Annotated in this window: 4 protein-coding genes; all 4 read left to right on the forward strand. The window is 65.3% G+C overall.

Features of this window, described 5'->3' with window-relative positions; genetic code table 11:
- Nucleotides 1-16 precede the first annotated feature (16 nt).
- From NYR97_RS20045 to NYR97_RS20060, 4 genes are read left to right on the forward strand one after another with little or no spacing between them, the layout of a single operon-like run.
- Nucleotides 17-8,551: a non-ribosomal peptide synthetase gene (locus tag NYR97_RS20045; RefSeq protein ID WP_316695422.1), complete on the forward strand. Its 8,535-nt coding sequence runs from the start codon at nt 17-19 to the stop codon at nt 8,549-8,551.
- Nucleotides 8,538-25,031 carry a non-ribosomal peptide synthetase gene (locus tag NYR97_RS20050; protein ID WP_316695423.1) on the forward strand — a complete coding sequence of 5,498 codons (16,494 nt, stop codon included), beginning with the start codon at nt 8,538-8,540 and terminating at the stop codon, nt 25,029-25,031. Before NYR97_RS20045 ends, NYR97_RS20050 begins: the two co-directional genes overlap by 14 nt.
- On the forward strand, nt 25,028-25,537 hold the full coding sequence (locus NYR97_RS20055; protein WP_023904073.1) for a VOC family protein: 510 nt from the start codon (nt 25,028-25,030) through the stop codon (nt 25,535-25,537). Before NYR97_RS20050 ends, NYR97_RS20055 begins: the two co-directional genes overlap by 4 nt.
- On the forward strand, nt 25,534-26,886 hold the full coding sequence (locus NYR97_RS20060; RefSeq protein ID WP_316695425.1) for an aminotransferase-like domain-containing protein: 1,353 nt from the start codon (nt 25,534-25,536) through the stop codon (nt 26,884-26,886). The genes NYR97_RS20055 and NYR97_RS20060 overlap by 4 nt, the downstream gene beginning before the upstream one ends.
- Nucleotides 26,887-26,893 lie beyond the last annotated feature (7 nt).

Here is a 26,893-nt window from a genome sequence, read left to right on the forward strand (position 1 = left end):
GTTTCCGCAACGTGGCATGGCAATGTTGTTTGCCGAGCAGGCCGCGCGCGCGCCGCAGGCGACCGCGCTTGTGTGCGGCGAGACACGTCTGAGTTATGCCGAGCTGGATCTTCAGGCCAATCGTCTTGCGCATCATCTGTGTGCGCTTGGCGTTGGCCCGGACTGTCTGGTTGCGGTCAGTGCGGCACGCGGCCCTGCGTTGGTGATCGGCTTGCTGGCGATCCTCAAGGCCGGAGGTGCGTATCTGCCGCTGGATGCCGATGCGCCTTCACAGCGTTTGAGTGCGTTGCTGGACGATGCGCGTCCATGTGCTGTGCTCGCCGCTGCAGATGCGCTGCGTCGTTTGCCGCTGCCCGATACGTTGCCGGTATGTCGGCTGGATCAGGTCAATCCCGCGTGGAGCGATTTCCCTGGCACCGCACCCGATGTGCCAGCGCTGCAGCCGCATCACCTGGCCTACGTGCTGTACACCTCTGGCTCCACCGGCGTGCCCAAGGGCGTGATGGTCGAGCAACGCAACGTCGTGCGCCTGGTGTGTGCGCCCGACTATGTCGATTGCGATGCTTCGCAGCGTTTCCTGCTTGCCGCGCCGCTGGCCTTCGATGCGTCCACGTTCGAGCTATGGGGGGCGTTGCTCAATGGCGCGCAGTTGGTGCTTGCCCCGCCCGGCGCGCTGGATCTGGATGCGATCTGTGCGCAGGTGCAGCAGCATCGGGTGACCACGTTATGGCTGACCGCAGGCCTGTTCGAGCTGCTTGATCCTGCGCACCTGAGCCAGCTGCACAGCCTGCGCCAGTTACTGGCTGGCGGGGATGTGCTGTCGCGTGCCGCTGTCGAGCGTGTCAACCAAGCCTTGCCGCACTGCCAGTTGATCAACGCGTACGGTCCGACCGAGGCGACCACCTTCAGTAGCTGTCATCGCTTCGACAAGGCAGCGGTGGCTTCGGTACCGATTGGGCGCCCGATCGCCGGTACGCGGATCTATCTATTGGATGACCAGCGCGAGCTTGTGCCGATCGGTGTGCCTGGCGAGATCTACATCGGTGGCCCCGGCGTGGCCCGTGGTTATCTCAATCAGTCGTCATTGACCGCCGAGCGTTTTGGAGAAGATCCGCTTTTGCCAGGTGGCCGGCTGTATCGAAGCGGCGATCTGGCGCGGTGGCGCGAAGATGGCAGCCTGGACTTTCTGGGCCGTGTCGATCAACAGCTGAAGGTGCGTGGTTTCCGTATCGAGCCTGGCGAGATCGAGGCGGCGTTACGCAGGTGCGCCGGAGTGGCCGACGCGGTGGTCGTTGCGCCCCAGGAAGGTGCGGCGGATAAACAATTGGTGGCGTATGTCATCGCTACACCGCAGCCAAGCGACAGCAAGGGCAGTGATATCGACGCACTGACTCCCGCCACCTTGCGCGCTGCGCTGGCCCAAAAACTGCCCGAGCACATGCTGCCGTCGGCATTTGTGCGGCTACAGCGGTTACCGCTGACTGTCAGCGGCAAACTGGATCGACGCGCCTTACCGGCGCCGGATCGTGCTGCAGTCGCGGCAGCCGGCTATGCGCCGCCGCAAGGCGCAAACGAGTGTCTGCTGGCCGCAGTGTGGGCCGAGCTACTCGGGTTGCCGCACGTTGGCCGGCACGATCATTTTTTTGCACTCGGCGGGCATTCGTTGCTGGCCATGCGCGTCTGTGGCCGGCTGCAGACCGCACTGATGCGGCAGGTGCCGATGGCGCTGCTGTTTGCGCATCCGGTGTTATGTGAACTGGCGATCGCGTTACCGGACAGTGCCGGCGATGCGCTAGGCGCAATCCCGCACCTGCCGCGCAACCAGCCGTTGCCACTGTCGTTCGCACAGCAGCGGCTATGGTTCTTGGATCAACTGGAAGGCCCTAGCGCCACTTACATCATGCCGATGGGCCTGCGTCTGCGCGGTGCGCTGGATCGTGGCGCGCTGCGAGCGCCACTGCATGCGCTTGTTGCGCGGCACGAAGCCTTGCGCAGTTGCTTCAGGCAACGCCGCTTGCCGCAAGAAAACGGCGATATCGCAAACGCTCCGCTATCCGCCTGTCTGCTGCCCACGTCGTGTCTGGCCGAGCAGGTCCAAGCAGAGAGAGTGCATGGCGAACAGGTGCATGTCGAACTACTGCCGCCCGAACAAGCCTTGGTGCTGCACGAGCAACTGCTTACAGATCACGCACTCAACAATCACTTCGATCCAGACGCCGAACTACGATGCTGGATCGCGTATGAGGCCAGCACGCCGTTCCAGCTCGATCGCGATGCACCGATCCGTTTCCGTCTGCTGCAATTGTCGGCCGATGAACATGCGCTGCTGATCACCCAGCATCACAGTGCCTCGGACGGCTGGTCGGTGGGTGTGTTGTTGCATGAGCTGTCTGCGCTGTATGCAAGTTGCCTGCGCGGCCAGCCAGACCCGCTGCCGCCGCTGCCGATCCAGTATCCCGACTACGCCGCCTGGCAGCGTCAGTGGCTGGAAGGGCCGCGCCGGCAGCAGCAACTCGATTATTGGCAACGTCAGCTTGCAGGCGCCCCCAGCTTGCTCGATCTGCCGCTGGATCGCCCGCGCCCGCCGCAGCAGGATTTCAGCGGTGCCGAGGTCGCCATCCACTTCGATGCCGATCTCAGCCACACGCTGGAGACCTTGGCGCGCCGCCATGGCTGCACCGTGCTCATGATTGTGCTGGCGGCATGGGGCGCACTGTTGTCACGATTGTGCCGCCAGGACTGCGTGCTGGTCGGCATCCCGGTCGCCGGGCGCACGCGCGCCGAGCTGGAGCCGTTGATCGGTTTCTTCGTCAACACGCTGGCGATCCGTTTCGATGCCCCCGCAAGCGTGAGTACTGCCGCGCTGTTGGCGCAGGTGCGCCAGCAAGTGCTCGATGCGCAGGCACATCAGGATGTGCCGTTCGAGCAGGTTGTGCAGGCCGTACAACCAGTGCGCAGCAGTTCGCATACACCGTTAGTGCAGACGTTGTTGGCCTGGGAGCAGGACGCAGTGGCTGGCGTGGTTCCACACGTCTCTGGTGCAGATGCTGACCACCCCAAAATCGCGGACGATCCATGGGCCGCACTGGATCCGCAACGGCTGCAGATTCCCGCCAATGCCGCCCGCTTCGATCTCACCCTGCAGTTGCGCAGTGGTGATGAGCCAGTGGGACAGCGACGCAGCGGCAATCCCGCCGAATCCTGTGTGCAAGGCACGCTGAGCTATGCCACTGCCGTGTTCGATGCCGCGACTGCCAATCGCATCGTCGGCTATCTGCAGAGCTTGCTGCGCGCCATGGCTGCCGACAGCACCGTGCCACTGGACACCGTGGCGTTACTGGACGCGCACGAACGCCAGCAGTTGTTGGTCGACTTTCAGCCGGCTGCTGTCGTTTATCCCTGCACGCTGTTGCATGAGCTGATCGAGCAGCAAGTCCAGCGCACCCCGTACGCCATCGCGGTGGCCCAGGATCAACTGCAGTTGGACTATGCCGCGCTGGATGCGCAGGCCAATCAGCTGGCCCACCATCTGCGCCAACTCGGGGTTGGCCCTGATGTACGCGTGGCGATTTGCGCGCAGCGCAGCCCGATGTTGGTGGTCGGGCTGCTCGCGATTTTGAAAGCCGGCGGCGCCTACGTGCCGCTGGATCCGGACTATCCGGCCCAGCGTCTGGCCGACATGCTCGCAGACAGCCAACCGCTCGCCCTGCTTGTCGATGCGTCCGCGGGCGAACACCTGCCGCTACTGGCTAGCGACGCGCTGCACCGCCTCTCGCTGCTTGATACCGAGGTAGCGGACAGCGTGCTGCTCTGCAAAGGACTGCCGACAACATTGGCGGTTTATCAGCTGGATCAGCCCAGTAGGCCCTGGGACCACCAGCCCACCACCGCCCCGCACGTGCCAGCGCTAGAACACGACCACCTGGCCTACGTGATCTACACCTCCGGCTCCACCGGCACGCCCAAGGGCGCCATGAATACCCATCGCGGCGTGGTCAATCGGTTGCTGTGGATGCAGGACACCTATGCGCTCACCCCAGACGATGTGGTGCTGCAAAAAACGCCGATCAGCTTCGATGTTTCGGTGTGGGAACTGTTTTGGCCGCTGTTGAGTGGCGCGCGTTTGCAGCTGGCGCGTCCTGGTGGGCACAAGGATCCGGCTTACCTCGGCGCAACCATCGCCGAAGCTGCCGTGACAACGCTGCACTTCGTGCCTTCGATGCTCGACGCCTTTCTGGCAACCGACGCACCGCACCACTGCAGCGGACTCACCCGCGTGATGTGCAGTGGCGAAGCTTTGCCCGGGCAACTGGTACAGCGCTTCCGCACCCAGCTACCCGGCGTGCAACTGCACAATCTTTATGGCCCGACCGAAGCCGCCATCGACGTCAGCTTCTGGGACTGCACTGCCAGCAACGATATCCCCGACAACACGCCGATCGGCACCCCAGTCGCCAACACACAACTCTATGTGCTCGATACGCATCTGCAGCCAGTACCAATCGGCGTGGCAGGAGAGCTGCATATCGGCGGTGTGCAAGTCGCTCGTGGCTATCTCGATCGCCCTGAGCTCACTGCCCAGCGTTTCATTCCCGATCCTTTCCGCTTCGCCCCGAACGCGCAGCTCTACAAGACGGGTGATCTGGCACGTTGGCGCAGCGATGGCGTCCTCGAATACCTCGGCCGCAACGACGATCAGGTCAAGATCCGTGGCCTGCGCATTGAACCTGGTGAGATCGCTGCAAGGCTCGCTACGCACTCCGATGTGCGCGATGCAATCGTGCTTGCACGCAAAGATCAATCCGGACAGCTATGCCTGGTCGCTTACTACCTGGCCGCTAAGCTGCTGCCGATCGAAACACTGCGAAGCCATCTCGCCGCGCAACTCCCCGACTACATGGTGCCAGCCGCTTACGTGCACCTGGACGCGCTGCCGCTGACGCCCAACGGCAAGCTCGATCGCCGCGCCCTGCCCGCGCCAACCGAAGAGGCCTTGACGAAGCAAGACTTCGTGCCCCCACAAGGACCTATCGAATGCACCATCGCAGCGCATTGGTGTGAGTTGCTCGGCGTACATCAGGTCGGTCGCGACGATCAGTTCTTCACCCTCGGCGGGCACTCGTTGCTGGCGATCCATCTGATCGAACGCTTACGCACCGATGGGTTGCACGCCGAAGTGCGCAACCTTTTTGCCAGCCCCACCCTGGCGGGTTTTGCCGCAAGCCTGCACAACACGACAACTGCCAACACCACGCTAGTCATCCCACCCAACCGCATCACACCCGAGCTAACCCAACTCACCCCGCAACACCTGCCGCTGGCCGACCTCACCCAGCAAGACATCGACCGCCTGCTAGCACAGGTTCCCGGCGGCCTCGCCAACGTCCAGGACATCTACGCACTCTCGCCGTTGCAGGACGGCCTGCTGTTCCATCACCTGCTTGCCACCGATGGCGATCCCTACCTGTTACGCCTGCGGCTGCGCTTTAACGATCGCGCCGGGTTGGACGCCTATCTGACCGCACTGCAAACCGTCATCGACCGCCACGACATCCTGCGCAGCGCGGTGCTGTGGGAAGGCCTGAGCGAACCGGTACAAGTGGTCTATTGCCGCGCAACGCTCGCGATCGACGCACTGGATTGCTGCAGCTTCGATCCACAACAGCCGTTAGAAGATCAACTGGCCACGCGCCCACAACTGCGCCAGTTGGATCTGCGCCGCGCACCGCTGCTGCACGCCAGCGTAGTTGCCGATCCTGATGATCAACGTTGGCATCTTCTGATGTTGCAACACCATCTGATCGGCGATCACACCACGCTGGAAACCATCCAGTCCGAGATCCAGGCGCTGCAAGCCGGACGCAGCGCTGAACTCCCGCCGCCGCAACCGTTCCGCAACCTTGTCGCACAAGCGCGCCTGGGATTGCCGCAAGCCGCGCACGAAGCGTTTTTCCGCGAGCGCCTGGGCGATCTGGATACGCCGTGCGCGCCATTCGGCCTGTTGCAGGCGGCCGATACCGCGCCCGGCGAACACACGATGGTGCTGGATGCTGCATTGGTGGCACGACTGCGCCAGGCGGCGCAACGATTGGGCGTCAGTCTTGCAAGCGTGTGCCATCTGGCCTGGGCATTGGTCGTGGCCCGCACCAGCGGCTGCACCGACGCGGTGTTCGGCAGCGTGCTGTTCGGCCGCATGGGGCAGACCGCAGCTGGAGCACTCGGACCGTTTATCAATACCCTGCCGCTACGCATCGCGCTGGCCGAGCCGATCGGCGCCGAAGCGGCCGTGCGCCGCACGCATGCCGATCTGGCCGCGTTACTGCGTCACGAACACGCCTCGCTGGCACTGGCGCAGCGTTGCAGCGCGGTGCCGGCACCGGCGCCGCTGTTCACCGCCTTGTTCAACTACCGGCACAATCGCGACGGCGGCGATGCTGCTCTGCGCGGTGGCGAGGAGCGCACGCACTATCCGATTCATCTGGCCGTGGAAGACGATGGGCATGGCCTGGCGCTGACTGCGCAAGTCTGTGCGGCGCTGACCCCACAGCGGTTGTGCAGCTATCTGGCCACCGCTCTGAGCGGCCTGGTGGATGCATTGGAGCATGCGCCGCAGACGCCGGTGCAGCGAGTGCCGGTGTTGCCCAATGCAGAACAAACGCAGGTACTGGAAAGTTTCAATGCCAGCGTCAACGCGTTTGCCCCCGGCATCTGCCTGCACCAGCTGTTCGAAGCGCAGGTGATGCGCACGCCCGATGCCATCGCGGTGGAACTGGATGCGCGCTCGTTGAGTTACGCCGAACTGGAGGCCCAGGCCAACCAGTTGGCCCATTACCTGCGCAGTCTTGGCGTGGGCCCGGAATGTCGCGTGGCGCTGTGTCTGCAGCGCAGTCCGGAGCTGGTGATCGGCCTGCTCGGCATCCTCAAGGCCGGTGCTGCCTATGTGCCGCTGGATCCGGAGTATCCGAACGAGCGACTGGCCTACATGCTGGCCGACAGCCAACCGCTGGCGGTGCTCTGCGACGGCTATGGCCTGGCAAGAATCCCGCAACTTCCCGAAGTCACTTACTGCCGTCTGGATGCACCAGACCTGCCGTGGAACGCGCAGCCCGCTAGCGCACCGCAGCTGCCCGAATTGCATCCCGGCTGCCTAGCCTACGTGATCTACACCTCCGGCTCCACCGGCCAGCCGAAGGGAGTGATGAACGCACATCGCGGCGTGGTCAACCGGCTGCAGTGGCATCAAACCATGTTCCCGCTGGGGCCGAATGATCGGGCGCTGCAGAAGACGCCGTTCGGTTTCGATATCTCGCTGTGGGAGATCTTCTCGCCGCTGCAGGCCGGCGCACGCCTGGTGCTTGCGCGCCCGCAGGGGCATCAGGATCCGCAGTATCTGGCCACGTTGATCCAACAACGCGGCATCACCCAGGCGCATTTCGTGCCGTCGATGCTGCAGTTGTTTCTGGACCAGGCAGAACCGCCACGTTGCCCCAGCCTTCGTTGGCTGCTGTGCAGTGGCGAGGCGCTGAGCGATGCATTGCAGCGGCGCTGTCTGCAGGCGCTGCCGCATGTTGAATTGCACAACCTCTATGGCCCCACCGAGGCGGCGATCGAAGTCAGTCATTGGCAGTGCGATCCGCAGCTGCACCCCGGGCTGGTGCCGATCGGCCGGCCGATCGCCAATACCCGCTTGTACGTGCTCGATATCCACGGCCAGCCGGTGCCGGTCGGCGTGCCCGGCGAGCTGCATATCGGTGGTGTGCAGGTGGCGCGCGGGTATTGGAATCTGCCTGAGCTCAGTGCCGAGCGCTTCGTCGCCGACGACCATTTCGACGTGCACCACGCGCGCCGCTACAAGACCGGCGACCTGGCGCGCTGGCTGCCCGATGGCAACCTGCAGTACCTGGGACGCAACGATCATCAGGTCAAGATCCGCGGCTTGCGTGTTGAGCTGAGCGAGATCGAATCGCGCCTGCTCGCGGCCCCCGGGGTGCGCGAAGCGGTGGTGCTGGCACGCGAAGACAGCCCGGGCCTGACACGGCTGGTGGCCTATCTCACCGCGCTGCCCGATGCCGATGCCGCGGCTTTACGGCCCGCCACGCTGCGTGCCGCACTCGATCGCGCATTGCCCGAACACATGCTGCCGTCTGCCTGGGTGGTGCTGCCCAAACTGCCGCTGACCGCCAACGGCAAGCTGGATCGCAAGGCCTTGCCGGCGCCGGACGGCCAGGCGTTTGCGCTGCGTGCCTACAGCGCGCCGACCGGCCCGACCGAATGCCTGGTGGCCGCGCACTGGTGCCGGCTGCTGGGGCTGCCGCAGGTGGGCCGCGACGACGACTTCTTCGCGCTGGGCGGGCAATCGCTGTTGGCAGTGCGCTTGCTGGCGCAGTTGAGCGAACAGGCGCAGGTGCGGTTGCCGCTGTCGGCGGTGTTCGAGTTCCCGACCCTGGCCGCCTTCAGCCGCAGGCTCGCGCTGGCACAGCTGCAACGCCTGGCGCCCGATGCCCTGGCGCAACTGAGTGCACTGACGGAGATGGATCATGTCGCACGATAAGTCCACCGCGCTGGACGCCCTGGACACCGACGCACTGGAACGCTTGCTCGCGCTGGCGCAGCAACAGCACCTCGCCCCCGCACCGGTACTGGACACCCTGGTGCCAACCGACCACAGCGGCCTGCTGCCGGCCTCGTTCGCGCAGCAGCGGCTGTGGTTTCTGGAGCAATTGCATGGCTCCGGCACGAGTTACCTGATGTGCGCCGGGCTACGTCTGCAGGGCACGCTGGACCGCACCGCACTGATCGAAGCACTGCAGGCATTGCTGGCACGCCATGGACCACTACGCAGCCGCTTTGTGCCCGATGGCGAGCAGGTACGGATGCAATGGTTGCCGGCCGAGCAGGCACTGCAGCTCGGCGAACACGATCTGTCCACGCTTGATGCTGCGCTGGCCGACGCAGCGCTGCAGCACTGGCTGGACCACGAAGCCAGTACGCCGTTCCAACTCGAGCAAGGCCCACTGATCCGTTTCCGCCTGCTAAAGCTGGCAGACGATGCGCATGTGCTGCTCAGCACGACACATCACAGCGCTTCGGATGCCTGGTCCGAAGCGGTGCTGCAGCGCGAACTGGCTGCGCTTTACGACGCCTTCCACGCACGCCGGCCGAACCCGCTACCGGCGCTTGCGATCGACTACGCCGACTACGCCGCCTGGCAAGGCCAGTGGCTTGGCGCGGGCGAAGGCAAACGCCAGGTCGACTGCTGGCGCGCGCAGCTGGCCGATGCACCGACCCTGATCGACCTGCCAGTAGATCGCCCGCGCCCGCCGCTGGTCAACAGCGATGGCGGCGAACTCAGGTTTGCGTTCGACGCTGAGTTCAGCGATGCGTTGGACGCGCTGTCGCGGCGGCATGGCTGCACGCGCTTCACGACCTTGCTGGCCGGCTGGGGCGCGCTGCTGGCGCGGCTGTGCCGGCAATCCAGCGTATTGATCGGCAGTCCGTTCGCCGGTCGTACGCGTGCGGCACTGGAGCCGCTGGTGGGCTTTTTCGTCAACACCTTGCCGGTGCGCGTGGATGTGGACCTCACCACCGACACCGCCACGCTACTGGCCCAGGTTCGCCGCAATGTGCTGGCCGCGCAGGACCATCAGGAGCTGCCGTTCGAGCAACTGGTCGAACACCTGCAGCCGGTGCGCGACGCCGGCTATACCCCGCTGGTGCAGGTGATGTTTGCCTGGGAAGAATCGCCGGCGGCGCCGGAAAGCGGCGCATGGGCTGCACTACAGCCGCAACCGCTGACGCTGGCCGAACGCAGCGCAAAATTCGATCTGACCCTGACCCTGGCGGCGACCCCGCGAGGGCTGTGCGGACGGCTCAGCTATGCCACCGCCTTGTTCGATGCATCGACGATCGCGCGGCTGGTGGGCTATTTCGAAACGCTGCTGCGCGGCATGCTCAATGACGAAAGGCGCGCACTGGCAACGATCGAACTGCTGTCGCCCGCCGAGCGCCGACAGTTGCTGCACGATCGTAATCAGACCCACATGGCGGTACCGGCCGGCAGTGTGGTGCAGTGGTTCGCGGCACAAGCTGCAGCCACACCGGATGCACTTGCGTTGGTGCAAGGCGAGCAGCAGCTGAGCTACGCGCAGCTGCAAGCGCAGGCAACACGGCTCGCACAGCATCTACGCAGGCTCGGCGCGATGCCGGATGCGCGTGTCGCGGTGTGTTTGCGGCGCAGCCCGCAGCAGGTCGTTGGCCTGCTGGCCAGCCTGCTGGCCGGAGCCGCGTATGTGCCGCTGGACCCGGAAGATCCAGGCGAGCGCCTGGCATTCCTGCTCGCCGATTGCCGGCCCAGCGTGCTGCTGGCAGACACCGCCACGCTGTCGCATTTGATGCCGCCCATCGATCTGCCGATCTGCCGGATGGATGACGCCGCGCCTGCCTGGGCAGAGGCCTCGATGCTGGACGAAGCGCTCGCGCTTGCGCAGCCGCAGCATCTGGCCTACGTGATCTACACCTCCGGCTCCACCGGCACACCGAAGGGGGTGATGGTGGAACATCGCGCGCTTGCGAATCTGGTGCACTGGCATCAGCAGAGCTTCGGCCTGACTGCAGGACAGCACACCGCCGCCACTGCGGCGATCGGCTTCGACGCCAATGCCTGGGAACTGTGGCCGGCCTTGTGCAGCGGCGCCACCTTGCATTTGCCGCCAGCGACCACCGCGCGCGACCCGCAGGCCTTGCTCGACTGGTGGCGGCAGCAGCCATTGCACAGCGGTTTTCTGGTCACGCCCATCGCCGAGCTGGCGCTGGAACAAGGCGCGCTGCCGCCGTCATTGCAGCAACTGTTGATCGGCGGCGACCAGCTGCGGCGGCTACCGCGGTTGCCGGCCGGCCTGCGCCTGAGCAACAACTACGGGCCCACCGAAACAACGGTCGTGGCCACCTCCGGCCTGCTGGCCGATGGCGATCACCCCGCCGACATCGGCCGGCCGATCGCCAATACCCGCGTGTACCTGCTCGACGCCTTCAAGCAGCTGGTGCCGCACGGCTGCGTCGGCGAGCTGTATATCGGCGGTCACGGTGTTGCGCGTGGTTATCTGCATCAGCCGGCGCTGAGCGCAGAACGCTTTGTCGACGATCCGTTCCAGTCGGGCGAACGTTGTTACCGCAGCGGCGATCTGGCGCGCTGGCGGGCCGATGGCCGTCTGGAATTTCGCGGGCGCGCCGACGACCAGGTCAAGATCCGCGGCTTCCGCATCGAGCCCGGCGAGATCGCCGCGCGGCTCGCCGCCTGCCCTGGCGTGGCCGAAGCCGCAGTGATCGCCACCGGCAGCGGCGCGACAGAAAAACGCCTGGTCGCCTACATCACCGCGCAGCCCGATACTGACGCCGACGCGCTCGCACCGGCGGAGCTGCGCGCCGCACTGGCCGCGCAATTGCCCGACTACATGCTGCCGGCCGCGTACGTGCTACTGGACGCGCTGCCACTGACGGCCAACGGCAAGCTCGATCGCCGCGCCCTGCCCGCCCCCACCGACGATGCCCTGGCCGCGCATGCGTTCGTCCCGCCACAGGGACCGACCGAATGCGCCATCGCCGCGCACTGGTGCGCATTGCTCGGTGTGCAGCAGGTAGGCCGCGACGATCAGTTCTTTGCGCTCGGCGGGCACTCGTTGCTGGCGATCCGCCTGGTCGAACGGCTGCGTGCCGATGGGCTGCATGCGCAGGTGCGCCACCTGTTTACCGCACCCACCCTGGCCGGTTTCGCCGCCAGCCTGCACGGCGACCACAGCGCCGCGCTGGTGGTGCCATCCAACCGCATCACCCCTGAGCTGACCCGGCTCACGCCGCAGCAGTTGCCACTTGCCGAACTCACCCAGCAAGACATCGATCGCGTGCTGGAACACGTGCCCGGCGGCTTGCCCAACCTGCAGGATCTGTACGCGCTGTCGCCGCTGCAGGACGGCCTGCTGTTTCATCACCTGCTCGCGCCCGATGGCGATCCGTATCTGCTACGCCTGCGCCTGCGCTTTGCCGATCGCGCCGGGCTGGACGCCTATCTGGCCGCACTGCAGCGCGTGATCGATCGCCACGACATCCTGCGCAGCGCAGTGCTGTGGGAAGGCCTGAGCGAACCGGTGCAGGCGGTCTATCGCCATGCGTCGTTGCCGGTCGAGACGTTGGATTGCTCCAGCTTCGATTCACCGCAATCGTTCGAAGAGCAACTCGCCGCGCACCCGCAGCTGCGCCAGCTGGACCTGCGCCGTGCACCACTGCTGCATGCCAGCGTGGCTGCCGACCCGGATGGCCAACGCTGGCATCTGCTGCTGTTGCAACACCATCTGATCGGCGACCACACCACGCTGGAAACCATCCAGTCCGAAATCCAGTCGCTGCTGACTGGGCGCGGCGATGAACTCCCGCCGCCGCGACCGTTCCGCAATCTGGTCGCACAAGCGCGCTTAGGACTGCCGCAAGCTGCGCACGAAGCGTTTTTCCGCGAACGGCTGGGTGATCTGGACAGCTCGTGCACGCCGTTCGGTCTGCTCGATGCCACCGGTGCGGTGAGCAGCTGCGAACACGCGTTGCCGCCAGCCCTGAGCGCACGCCTGCGTCAACTTGCCAGCCAGCACGGTGTCAGTGTGGCCAGCCTGTGCCATCTCGCCTGGGGGTTGGTGGTGGCACGCAGCAGCGGTTGCGCCGAGCCGGTGTTCGGCACCGTGTTGTTCGGCCGCATGGACCAGGCCGATGCCAGCACCCTGGGTCTGTTCATCAACACCTTGCCGTTGCGTCTGCGGCTGCAGCAACACACTGGCGTGGCGGCGGCGCTGCAGCACACCCATGCCGAACTGAGCGCACTGCTGCGCCACGAACACGCCTCGCTCGCGCTGGCACAGCGCTGCAGTGCGGTGCCGGCTCCTGCGCCGCTGTTCACCGCGTTGCTCAACTATCGCCACAACGCCGGCTCCAACGCGGTGGCCGCGCCTCCGCAAGACGGCGCCTTGCTGAGCGCCGAGGAACGCACGCATTACCCGCTGGCGCTGTCGGTGGGAGACGATGGCCGCATGCTGGAGCTGAGCGCGCAAAGCGTCGCGCCGCTGGCGCCGGAGCGGCTGTGCGCCTTCATGGAGTCGGCATTGCAAGCGCTGGTCGCTGCGCTGGAGCGATCGCCGGACACAGCGCTGACCCAGCTCGCTGTGCTGCCGCCAGACGAACGCCGGCAGGTGCTGCACAGCTTCAACCAGACCGACGCGCCCTGCCCCGACGAAACCGCGCTGGCCGCACTGTTCGAGCGTCAGGCGCAGCGCAGCCCTGCCGCCATCGCGGTGGTCGATGGCGCACGCCAGATCGATTACGCCACGCTGGATGCGCGCGCCACTGCGCTGGCCCGGCAGTTGCGCGCTGCCGGCGTCGGCCCAGGTGAGCTGGTGGCCATGTGGCTACCGCGCAGTGCGGAACTGGTGCTGGCGCAGTTGGCCATTCTGAAAGCCGGTGCCGTCTATGTGCCGCTGGATCCGGACGCGCCGTCGACACGCAGCGCCAGCATTCTCGACGACTGCGCAGCACGACATCTGCTGCATGCGGCCGGACGCGCGCCGCAAGCACTGGCGGCGACGCTGCACTTGCATGCGGTCGATCTTGATACCGATACCGCTGCGGTCACCAGCGTCTCGCCACGTCCGGCAAGCGCCGCAGCACTGGCCTATGTGATGTATACCTCCGGCTCCAGCGGCCGGCCCAAAGGTGTGCAGATCACCCAACGTGCGGTGATCAACCTGGCCAGCAATCCGGCCTGCGGCGATTTTACCGAGCAGGACCGCGTTGCCTGGGTCGGCAATCCCGCCTTCGACATCAGCACGCTGGAAGTGTGGGCACCGCTGCTGCATGGCGCGCGCCTGGTGGTGGTCGATCACGCGCAGACCCTGCAGGCCGACGCACTGGCACAGCTGCTGCGTCGCGAAGCGGTCAGCGTGCTGCATCTCACCGCAGGCCTGTTTCAGCAGCATGCACGTGCGTTGGGCAATGTCATCGGGCAGCTACGCCTGTTGATGGTCGGCGGCGATGCAGTGGATTCGAGCGCCATCGATCACGTGCTGCGCCAGCACCCGCCCAGGCAGTTGCTGCATTGCTATGGCCCCACCGAGGCCACCACCTTCGCCACCACCTGCGTGCTGCGCCAACCGCTGGACGGGCAACGGCCACCGCTGGGACGGCCGATCGGCAATGCCCGCATCTACCTGCTCGATGGCGAACTGCAGCCGGTGCCGATCGGTGTGCCGGGCGAGCTGTGCATCGGTGGCATCGGCGTGGCGCACGGTTACCTCAACAGGCCGCAGCTCACTGCCGAGCGCTTCCTCGCCGACCCGTTCCATCCGGGCGGGCGGATCTACCGTAGCGGCGATCTGGCGCGTTGGCTGGCCGACGGCAGCCTGGAATTTCTCGGCCGTGGCGACCAGCAGGTCAAGATCCGCGGTTTCCGCGTCGAGCCGGGCGAGGTCGAAGCGGCGTTGCGCCAGTGCCGCGGTGTGGCAGAAGCGGCCGTGATCGCACGCGAAGATGGCCCGGCCGGCAACGGCAAGGTGCTGGTGGCTTATGTCAGCGCAACGACGAACGCGAAAGCCAGCGAGCTTGTTCCTGCAACGCTGCGCGCGGCGTTGGCGATGCGGCTGCCCGACTATCTGGTACCCGCCGCGTTCGTGCGTCTGCACAGCCTGCCGTTGACGCGCAACGGCAAGCTGGATCGCAACGCGTTGCCGGCACCGGACAACAATGCGTTCGCCACCCACGCCTATCGCGCGCCCGAAGGCGCCACCGAAGTCAGCCTTGCAGGCCTGTGGGCCGAGCTGCTGGGGCTGCCACGCATTGGCCGCCACGACGACTTCTTCGCACTGGGCGGACACTCGTTGCTGGCGATGCGCTTGAGTGCGCGGGTGCAGGCAAGCTTCGGTCGCCACATGCCGGTAGCGTTGCTGTTCGCGCATCCGGTGCTGCAGGCGCTGGCGCGCGCTCTGGATGCCGGCACCGTGCAGGCGCTGGCACCGATCCAAAGGCACGCACGCAACCAGCGGCTTCCCTTGTCCTTTGCCCAGCAGCGGCTGTGGTTTCTGGATCAGTTACAGGGGCCTGCTGCCACGTATCTGATGCCGATGGGGCTGCGCTTGCGAGGACCGTTGGATCGCTCCGCGCTGATCGCCGCGTTAACGGCGCTGCTGGGCAGACATGAAGCGCTGCGCAGCTGCTTCGTGACCAGCGATGGCGACGCGCACGTCGTGCTACTGGAGCCGGAACACGCGTTGGTGCTGACCGAGCACGCGTTGCACGACCCCGGCGCCGACGCCTCCGAAGCGGCCGTGCAGCAGTGGCTGGAACAGGAAGCCCAGACTCCGTTTCAGCTGGATCGGGAGGCGCCGATCCGCTTCCGTCTGCTGCAATTGAGCGCAACCGAGCATGTACTGCTGATCACCCAGCACCATAGTTGCTCGGACGGCTGGTCGGTGGGCGTGCTGCTGCAGGAACTGTCCACGCTGTATGCCAGCTGCCGCCACGGCCAGCCCGATCCATTGCCGCCGCTGCCGATCCAGTATCCGGACTACGCCGCCTGGCAGCGCGAGTGGTTGCAGGGGCCACGCCGCCAGCAGCAACTCGCCTATTGGCAGGGCCAGCTCGCCGACGCACCGACGCTGCTCGATCTGCCGCTGGATCGTCCGCGCCTGTCGCAGCAGGACGGCATCGGTGCAGAGGTCCGCTTCGAACTGGATGCCGAGCTGACGCGCGACCTTGAAGCGTTGTCGCGCCGCAATGGCTGCACCTTGTTCATGACCTTGCTCGCGGCCTGGGGCGCGTTGTTGTCGCGGCTGTGTCGCCAGGACTGCGTGCTGGTCGGCATCCCGGTGGCCGGGCGCACACGGGTGGAGCTGGAACCGCTGATCGGGTTCTTCGTCAACACGCTGGCGATCCGCTTCGACGCACCTGGCAGCCTCGACGCGACCGCATTGCTGGAACAGGTCCGCCAGGCCGTGCTCGACGCGCAGGCGCATCAGGACCTGCCGTTCGAGCAAGTGGTCGAGGCGCTGCGGCCGCTGCGCAGCAGCGCATATCCACCGCTGGTGCAGACGATTTTTTCTTGGGAAGACACGCCGGCAATGACGCCGTGGGACGGACTCACGGTCGAGCCGATGCCGGTGGCCAATACCACCGCCAAGTTCGAGCTTGGGCTGACCGTGGGGCCAGCAGGCGACGGCTTGGTCGGCCAGCTCAACTACGCCACCGCGTTGTTCGATATGCGGAGTGCGCAACGTTTCGCCACCCATTTTCAAGACGTAGTGCGTGCGATGACCGCGCAGCCGGCTGCCATCGTAGGCCAGGCGCAACTGCTGAAGAGCAATGAGCGCGATCGCTTGCTGCAAGCGTTCAACTGCAGCAACACGCAATTTCCGCAAGGTGGCATGGCAACGTTGTTTGCCGAGCAGGCCGCACGCGCGCCGCAGGCGACTGCGCTGGTGTGCGGCGAGACACAGTTGAGTTACGGCGAGTTGGATCTGCAGGCCAATCGTCTGGCACATCATCTGCGTGCACTGGGCGTTGGCCCCGATTGTCTGGTTGCGATCAGCGCCGTGCGCAGCCCCGGGTTGGTGATCGGCTTGCTCGCCATTCTCAAAGCAGGCGGAGCCTATTTGCCGTTGGATGCTGAGGCACCGCCGCAGCGACTGCGCGCGTTGCTGGACGATGCTCGCCCGGTTGCTGTGCTTGCAGATGCTCAGTCACTGCATCGCTTGCCGCTGCCCGATGCGTTGGCGGTGTGTCAGCTGGATCAGATCGATCCTGCCTGGGCCAGCTTGCCCACCACTGCACCTGCTGTGCCTGAGCTACAGCCGCATCACCTGGCCTACGTGCTCTATACCTCCGGCTCTACCGGCACGCCCAAGGGCGTGATGGTCGAGCAGCGCAATGTGGTGCGATTGGTGTGCGCACCTGACTACGCCGACTGCGATGCGTCGCAATGCTTCCTCCTCGCGGCACCGCTGGCTTTCGATGCTTCAACGTTCGAGCTGTGGGGTGCCTTGCTTAATGGTGCGCGATTGGTGCTCGCACCGCCCGGCGCGCTGAACCTCGATGTGATCTGTGCGCAGGTCCAACAGCATCAGGTCAGCATATTGTGGCTGACCGCTGGCCTGTTCGAACTGCTTGGTCCTGCGCAACTGGCGCAATTGCGTAGTCTGCGGCAGCTGTTGGCCGGCGGCGATGTGCTGTCGCACGCGGCTGTCGAGCGTGTAAACCGAGCCTTGCCACACTGCCAGCTGATCAACGCGTACGGGCCGACCGAGGCAACCACCTTCAGCACCTGTCATCGCTTTGCCAAGGCACCGGTAACTGCAGTGCCGATCGGGCGCCCGATCGCCAGCACGCGGATTTATCTATTGGACGATCAACGCCAATTGGTGCCGATCGGTGTGCCTGGCGAGCTCTACATCGGCGGGCCCGGCGTGGCTCGCGGTTATCTCAATCAGCCGGCCCTCACGGAAGAACGCTTCAGCGAAGATCCGTTCGTGCCCGGGGGGCGGTTGTATCGAAGCGGCGATCTGGCGCGTTGGCGCGAGGACGGCAGCCTGGACTTCCTGGGCCGCTGCGATCAGCAGCTGAAAGTACGCGGCTTCCGCATCGAACCCGGCGAGATTGAAATGGCACTGCGCGGCTGCGCTGGAGTGGCCGACGCGGTGGTGATCGCACGTCAGCAAGGCGCGGCCGACAAGCAGTTGGTGGCGTATGTCGTTGCATCGACGAAGCCAGAGGCGAGCAGTGACAACGGCATCGACGACGCGTTGGATCCGGCAACGCTGCGTGATGCGCTAGCCAAGCACTTGCCCGAGCACATGCTGCCATCGGCGTTCGTGCGCTTGCAGTGCCTGCCACTCACCGCCAGCGGAAAAGTCGACCGTCGCGCGTTGCCTGCGCCGGATCGCGCTGCAGTCGCTGCGGGCGGCTATGCAACGCCGCAAGGCGTCAATGAATGTCTGCTGGCCGCGTTATGGAGTGAGCTACTCGGGCTGCCGCATGTTGGCCGGCATGATCACTTCTTCGAACTCGGCGGCCACTCGTTACTGGCCATGCGCGTGTGCGCCCGCCTGCAGACCGCGCTTGCACGGCACGTACCGGTAGCGCTGTTGTTTTCCCACCCGGTGCTATGCGACCTCGCGCTCGCGCTGCAAGACGCTGAAGAGGATGTCTTTACACCGATCCCACGCCTGCCGCGCGATCAGCCATTGCCGCTGTCCTTCGCCCAGCAGCGGCTGTGGTTTCTGGATCAGTTGGAAGGCCCCAGCGCGACGTACATCATGCCAATGGGTTTGCGTCTGCACGGCGCGTTGGATCGCGGTGCCCTGCGTGCGGCGCTGCACGCGCTGGTCGCACGGCATGAGGCGTTGCGCAGTTGTTTTCGGCAGAGCCGCGTGCCGCACCAAAGCAGCGATATCGCCGATGCCACGCTACCGAGCAGTCTGGTTACGGCGCCGTGTTTGGCCGAGCAAGCGCATGTCGAAAAGGTGCGTGGCGAACAGGTACATGTCGCCTTACTACCGCCCGAACAAGCCTTGGTACTGCACGAGCACCTGCTTACTGATCGCACGCTCACAGATCACTCTGACGCAGACGCCGCGCTGCAGCAGTGGATCGCGCATGAGGCCAACACGCCGTTCCAGCTCGATCGCGATGCCCCGATCCGTTTTCGTCTGCTGCAATTGTCGGCCAATGAACATGCGCTACTGATCACTCAGCATCACAGCGCCTCGGATGGTTGCTCGGTCGGTGTGCTGCTGCACGAACTGGCAGTCCTGTACGTCAGTTGTCTAGGTGGCCTGCCAAACCCTTTACCACCGCTGCCGATCCAGTATCCCGACTACGCCGCCTGGCAGCGCCAGTGGCTGGAAGGAGCGCGCCGTCAGCAGCAAGTCGATTACTGGCAACGCCAGCTCGCCGACGCACCCACCCTGCTTGATCTGCCGCTGGATCGTCCGCGTCCGCCCCGGCAGGATTTCAGCGGCGCTGAAGTTCCTGTTGCCTTCGACGCCGAGCTTAGCCAAGCACTGGAAATGCTGGCGCGCCGCCATGGCTGCACGGTGTTCATGACCGTGCTGGCGGCATGGGGCGCGCTGTTGTCGCGATTGTGCCGGCAGGATTGCGTGTTGGTCGGCATCCCGGTCGCCGGGCGTACGCGCGCCGAGCTGGAGCCGCTGATCGGTTTCTTCGTCAACACGCTGGCGATCCGTTTCGATGCCCCCGCAAGCTTGAGCACTACCGCACTGTTGGCGCATGTAAAACAGCACGTACTCGCTGCGCAGGCGCATCAGGATCTGCCATTCGAGCAGGTAGTCCAGGCCCTACAGCCCGTGCGCAGCAGTGCGCATACGCCGCTGGTGCAGACGCTGATGGCATGGGAGCAAGACGCGATTGCTGGCGTGTGGCCCACTGCTGTCGAGGAGCAGACCAATCATCCGCGAACCATGGAAGAACCTGGTGAGTCGTCAGAGATGACAAACGCCCCTTGGTTCGCGCTGAATCCGCAATCGCTGCAGATCCCGGCCAATGCTGCGCGTTTCGATCTCACCTTGCAATTGCACAGTGGCGGCACTTCAGTCGGGCGGCTCGCTGATGGCAGCCAGGGCGTCAGCATCCACGGCACGCTGAGTTATGCCACCGCAGTCTTCGACGCCGCCACTGCCATCCGCATCGTCGGCTATCTGCACGCTCTTCTGCGCGCCATGGTCGCCGACGGTGACGCGCCACTGGACACCGTCGCATTGCTCGATCCACGCGAGCGCCAACAACTGCTGGTCGAGTTCCAGCCCGCGCCGGTGGTCTACCCCGCCACGCTCTTGCACGAGGTGATCGCACAGCAGGTGCAGCGCACTCCACATGCCATCGCCGTCGCGCAAGACAAGCAGCAACTTGACTACGCTGCGCTCGAAGCACAGGCCAATCAGCTTGCTCATCACCTGCGCCAACTGGGCGTCGGCCCCGATGTCTGCGTGGCGATCTGCGCCCAACGCAGCACGGCATTGGTGGTCGGCTTGCTCGCCATCCTGAAGGCCGGTGGCGCCTACGTCCCGCTGGATCCGGACTATCCCGCTCAGCGCCTGGCCGACATGCTCGCCGACAGCCAACCGCTTGCCCTGCTCGTCGATGCCCATGCGCGCGATCACGTGTCGTTGTTTGCTACCGATGCACTGGGTTGCGTGTCGCTGCTAAACCCCAATGCAGCAGAGCGCCTGCCACCGCTCGATACCAATGCACTGGACAGCATGCAGCGTCTGGCAGGACTGTCCATCTGCGTTCTGGACCACGCCAGCCCACCGTGGGCAACGTTGCCCACCACCGCACCGCACGTCCCCGAATTACAACCGCAGCACCTGGCCTACGTGATCTACACCTCCGGCTCCACCGGCACGCCAAAAGGCGCGATGAATACCCATCGCGGCGTGGTCAATCGGTTGCTGTGGATGCAGGACACCTATGCGCTCTCCCCAGACGATGTGGTGCTGCAAAAAACGCCGATCAGCTTCGATGTTTCGGTGTGGGAACTGTTTTGGCCGCTGTTGAGTGGCGCGCGTTTGCAGCTGGCGCGTCCTGGTGGGCACAAGGATCCCGCTTACCTCGGCGCAACCATCGCCGAGGCTGCCGTGACAACGCTGCACTTCGTGCCTTCGATGCTCGACGCCTTTCTGGCAACCGACGCACCGCACCACTGCAGCGGACTCACCCGCGTGATGTGCAGTGGCGAAGCTTTGCCCGGGCAACTGGTACAGCGCTTCCGCACCCAGCTACCCGGCGTGCAACTGCACAATCTTTATGGCCCGACCGAAGCCGCCATCGACGTCAGCTTCTGGGACTGCACTGCCAGCAACGATATCCCCGACAACACGCCGATCGGCACCCCAGTCGCCAACACACAACTCTATGTGCTCGATACGCATCTGCAGCCAGTACCAATCGGCGTGGCAGGAGAGCTGCATATCGGCGGTGTGCAAGTCGCTCGTGGCTATCTCGATCGCCCTGAGCTCACTGCCCAGCGTTTCATTCCCGATCCTTTCCGCTTCGCCCCAGACGCGCAGCTCTACAAGACGGGTGATCTGGCACGTTGGCGCAGCGATGGCGTCCTCGAATACCTCGGCCGCAACGACGATCAGGTCAAGATCCGTGGCCTGCGCATTGAACCTGGTGAGATCGCTGCAAGGCTCGCTACGCACTCCGATGTGCGCGATGCAATCGTGCTTGCACGCAAAGATCAATCCGGACAGCTGTGCCTGGTCGCTTACTACCTGGCCGCTAAGCTGCTGCCGATCGAAACACTGCGAAGCCATCTCGCCGCGCAACTCCCCGACTACATGGTGCCAGCCGCTTACGTGCACCTGGACGCGCTGCCGCTGACGCCCAACGGCAAGCTCGATCGCCGCGCCCTGCCCGCGCCAACCGAAGAGGCCTTGGCAACACGCGACTTCGTGCCCCCACAAGGACCTATCGAATGGACCATCGCAGCACACTGGTGTGAGTTGCTCGGCGTACATCAGGTCGGTCGCAACGATCAGTTCTTCGCTCTCGGCGGGCACTCGTTGCTGGCGATCCACCTGATCGAACGCTTACGCACCGATGGGTTGCACGCCGAAGTGCGCAACCTCTTTGCCAGCCCCACCCTGGCGGGTTTTGCCGCAAGCCTGCACAACACGACAACTACCAACACCACCCTAGTCATCCCACCCAACCGCATCACCCCCGAGCTAACCCAACTCACCCCGCAACACCTGCCGCTAGCCGACCTCACCCAGCAAGACATCGACCGCCTGCTGGCACAGGTTCCCGACGGCCTCGCCAACGTCCAGGACATCTACGCACTCTCGCCATTCCAGCATGGCTTGCTGTTCCACCATCTGCTCGCCAGCACAGGCGATCCCTACATCCTCAGCGCGCAATGGGCCTTCGCCGATCGCGCAGCAGCGCAGCGTTATCTGGCTGCACTGCAGGCCGTGATCGACCGCCACGACATCCTGCGCAGCGCGGTCTTGTGGGAGGGCCTGAGCGAGCCGGTGCAAGTGGTTCTGCGGCATGCGCCACTGCAGGTGAACGTGTTGGCCCCTGCCGCCCTGGAACCCAACGATCAGACAAGCGCACAGCTGGACGACCTCATCACCCCGCTGCGCCATCGCCTGGACCTGCGTCAGGCACCGCTGATGCACGCCACCTTGGTACACGACGCCCACGCGCAACGCTGGTTACTTGCGCTGCGCTGGCACCACATGATCGGCGACCACGCCACGCTGGATCTGCTGATGGACGAGATCCAGCAGCATCTGGACGAACGCGCGGCGCAGCTGCCGCCGCCCTCGCCGTTTCGCGCGTTGGTAGCGCATACCCGCCAACCCGAAGCGGCCGTGCAGCAGCAACACTTCTTCCGTCGCCTGCTCGGCGATGTGGACACCGCCACCGCACCGTTCGGCCTGGTCGGCCTGCATCCGGATGGCGCGCCGGTTCAAGAACATCACCTGCCGCTGGATCCGGCGCTGAGCGAGCGCCTGCGCACCCAGGCCAAGGCCGCCGGGGCGAGCCTGGCCAGCCTGTGCCATCTGGCCTGGGGCCTGGTGGTGGCGCGCGCCGCCGGCGCCGACGATGCCGTGTTCGGCACCGTCTTGCTGGGGCGCATGGGCCAGGCCGACGCGCAGTTGATGGGCCCATGCATCAACGTGCTGCCAGTGCGCGTGCGCAGCAACAGCGACGGTGCACGCAAAGCACTGCAGCAACTGCACGCACAGCTGGCCGAACTGCTGCTGCACGAACATGCCTCTCTCAGCATGGTGCAACGCTGCAGCGGTGTGCCTGCGCCCGCACCGTTGTTCAACAGCTTGATCAACTACCGCCACCAGTCACCGGCACGTGCACAGCACACGCTCGGTGGCGCGCGACTGCTGCATGCGCGCGAACGCAGTCCGTTGCCGTTGGTGATCTCGGTGGAAGATTTCGGTACTGCATTGGGCCTCACCGCACAGGCCTTGCCCGAGATTGGCGCAGCCCGCGTGTGCCGCTTCATGCAGAGCGCGTTACTGCAGCTGGTACAGACACTGGAACAGGCTCCCGACACCCCATTGCATGACATCGACTTATTGCCTGCAGAAGAAGCCGCGCGGCTTCGCAACCGCGGCAGCACCGCACGGCCAATCGACGAACATGCTCTGCACCGGTGGTTCGAAATCCAGGCGCAACGCATTCCCGAGGCCCTTGCAGTGGAATGCGGCGAGCAGCGGCTGAGCTATGCCGAACTCGATCTGCAGGCCAACCGCCTCGCGCACTATCTGCAAACCGCGGCTGTGGCGCCGGAGCGATTGGTTGCGGTCATCGCCACACCTGGCCCGCAGGCGATGACGGCGATTCTGGCCACACTCAAGGCCGGCGGCGCCTATCTGGCGCTCGACCCACGCCTGCCCACGGCGCGACTGATGCAACTGCTCGCCGACAGTGCACCGCTGCTGGTGCTGGCTGAGCGCGCGGGCGTGCAGCAACTGGGCGCGGCGCATGACCTGAAGGTCTGTGCTCTGGACGATCCCGCGCCAGCCTGGAAGAACCTGGCAACCACAGCGCCAGCGCTACCTGACCTGAGTCCGCACCATCTGGCCTACATCGTCTATACCTCCGGCTCCAGCGGTGCGCCGAAAGCAGTGCTGGTCGAACATCACAGCACCGCCAACTTGGTTGCCGCGCAGCTGGCAGCCTTCGGCGCAGGGCCCGGCGACCGCGTGGCGCAGTTGGCGCCTCACGGCGTGGATGCGCACGTGTTCGAGTGGTTGCTGGCACTTGCCAGCGGCGCCAGCCTGCATGTACCACCGGCCACGCAAGCGCGCAGCGGCGAGTCGCTGCATCAATGGCTCGCGCAATCGCAGATCACCCACGCAGTGCTGCCGCCGGCCGTGCTGCAGTCGCTGCCACACGCACCGCTGCCACGCCTGCAGACCCTGATCGCGGCCGGCGACGTCCTGCCCGCCGCACTGGCACAGCAGTGGGCACCGGGCCGCCGCCTGTTCAACGCCTATGGCCCCAGCGAAGCCACCGTGTGGAGCACGCTGCACGTGTGCGGCGAAGACGAACACACGCAGCCAGCGATCGGCCTGCCCATCGCCAATACCCGCATCTATCTACTCGATGCCGCTGGTCGTCTGGTGCCGGATGGCGCACCCGGCGAGATCTGCATCGCCGGCCGCACTGTCGCACGCGGCTATCTCGGGCACGCGGCATTGAGCGCGGCTGCGTTCGTGGCCGATCCGTTCAATGTCGGCGAACGCATGTACCGCAGCGGCGACCTGGCACGTTGGCGCTGCGATGGAACGCTGGAATTCCTCGGCCGGCGCGACCGGCAACTCAAGCTCCGCGGCTACCGGGTCGAACCCGGCGAAATCGAGGCCGCATTGCGCGAAGCCTGCACCGAGCTGGCCGAGGTCTTGGTCACGCTGCACAACACCGATCAAGCCGAGCCAGTGCTGCTGGCGTATCTGGTCGCACGCCCCGAGGCAGATCGGCAGTCGCTGTCTCCGCCAGCACTGCGCACCAGGCTGGCGGCCCGCCTGCCCGCCCACATGGTGCCAGCGGCTTATGTGCAGTTGGATGCATTGCCGCTGCGCACCAACGGCAAGCATGACCTGCGCGCCTTACCGGCACCACGCGCAAGCGACCGCGCCATCGCCCCCTTCAGCGCTCCACGCGGCGCCATCGAGACCCGGATCGCCACGCTCTGGACCGAGCTGCTGGCGCTGCCGCAGGTTGGCCGCGACGACGCGTTCTTCGCCATCGGCGGCGATTCAATGCGCGCCATTGCATTCCTTCAGCAAGCATCACGACTGGGGCTGGCGCTCACCCTGCGCCAGCTCTACCAGGCCTCCACGCCGGCCGGACTGGCCGCGCTGTTGCAGACCGACACCGACGCAAACGCGACCCACGTCGGCAGCCGAGTCGACCTTCCCCCTGCCCCATCGCAAGACGTCCGGAGTTCCCCATGACCGCCTCGCCACTGCAACACACCGATCCGACCCCGCGCTACCACAGCATCGACCACATCGCGCTCGCCGTGCGGGACCTGGAAGCAGCGGTCGACTTCTTTCAGCACCGCCTGGGCTTCGAGCTGATGGGACGCCGGCAGATCGCCGGCAAGCACACCGGCATGGTCTCGGCAGAGATGCGCCAGGGCGAGATCACCTTCGTGCTGTGCCAGGGCACCGAGCCGGAATCGCAGGTGTCGCGGCTGATCGAGCATCATGGCGTTGGCGTGGCCCACATCGCGCTGCGCGTGGACGATGTACACGCCACCACCGGTCAGCTGCGCGAGCGCGGGCTCGGTTTCGACACCAGCGTGATCGAAGGAAGTGGCTTGAAGCAGGCCTTTTCCAGCCGCGACAGCGTGACCGGCCTGTGCTTCGAACTGATCGAACGTCATGGCGAAAGCGGATTCCAGGACGCCTCGGTCAACGAACTGTTCGCCCAACTCGAACGCAGCGGTGCGTATTGAGCGCCGCGCCTGCGATGCAGCTGCCACCGCCGCCTAGCACCGCAACCGCTGGCGATCGCCTGGAGGTGATGAACTTCCTCAACGAGGTCTCCGCGCGCTATCCGCAGGCGATCTCGTTCGCCTCCGGCCGCCCCAGCGATAGCGGCTTCGACCTGCAGGCCTGGCTGCACACGCTGCCGCGCTTTGCCAGCTATTTTGCGCAGCGCCACGGCCTAGCACCGCACCGTGCACTGGAGCTCATTGCCCAGTACGGGCGCACCCAGGGCATTCTCGACGAACTGATCGCCGCACAGCTGCGGCATGACGAACAGGTCCTAGCCACGCCCGAGCGCATCATCGTCACCGCCGGTTGCCAGGAGGCCTTGTTGTTGTGCGTGACCGAACTGTGCCAAACCAAGGACGATGTGATTCTGGCGCGCAATCCCAGCTACATCGGCATCACCGGCGTGGCCGACACGCACGGTATCGAGATCGTCGCCTTCAATCAGCACGCATGCAGCGACGCACACGCCGATGCCAGCGCGTTGCAGCACACGCTGCTGCAACTGCAGGCGGCCGGCAAGCGCGCACGCGTGCTCTATCTGGTGCCGGATTTCGACAACCCCACCGGCACGCTGCTATCGCGTGAGGCACGCGAGGCCATCGTGCAGGTGTGTGCCGAACACGGCATCGTGATCCTGGAAGACAACCCGTACGGCATGTTCGGATTCGAAGCCGAGCGGGTCGCGCCGATGGCGGCACTGGATCGGCACGGCTGCGTGATCTATCTGGGCACTTATTCCAAGACCTTGTGCCCGGCGTTGCGAGTGGGCTTTGCAGTGCTGCCTGCACAGTTGTTCGGCGATGCCGACGCCGCGACTGCATTGAAAGAGCGGTTGTTGCGGCGCAAGAGTTTCTGCAGCTTGAACACCAGCCAGATCGGCCAGGCCATCGTTGGCGGCGTGCTGCTCGAACATGGCGGCAGCCTGCAACGCCTGATTTCTGCGCCGCGTGCGCTGTATCGGCACAACCGCGATCGCATGCTCGAGTGCCTGCAGCACGAACTCGGCCAGTGCGCACCACAGGTGCGCTGGAATACGCCGGCCGGTGGTTTCTTTCTGGTGGTAACGTTGCCGTTCGCCTTCACTGCCGAGGACGCGGAAATCTGCGCGCGGCAGTACGGCGTGCTGGTGATGCCGCTGTCGTTCTTCGCCATCGATGGTGGTTGCAGCATGCAAGTGCGGTTGGCCTACAGCAATGTCGCAAGCCAGGACATCGCACACGGCATCGCGCAGTTCGCCGCATTCGTTCGCACGCGTCTGGAAGCGGGAGCGGTGACTACAGCAGCAATCGGCGAACGCTGCATATGACGCAGCA

Source organism: Xanthomonas hydrangeae, from assembly GCF_032697525.1.
GTDB lineage: Bacteria > Pseudomonadota > Gammaproteobacteria > Xanthomonadales > Xanthomonadaceae > Xanthomonas > Xanthomonas hydrangeae.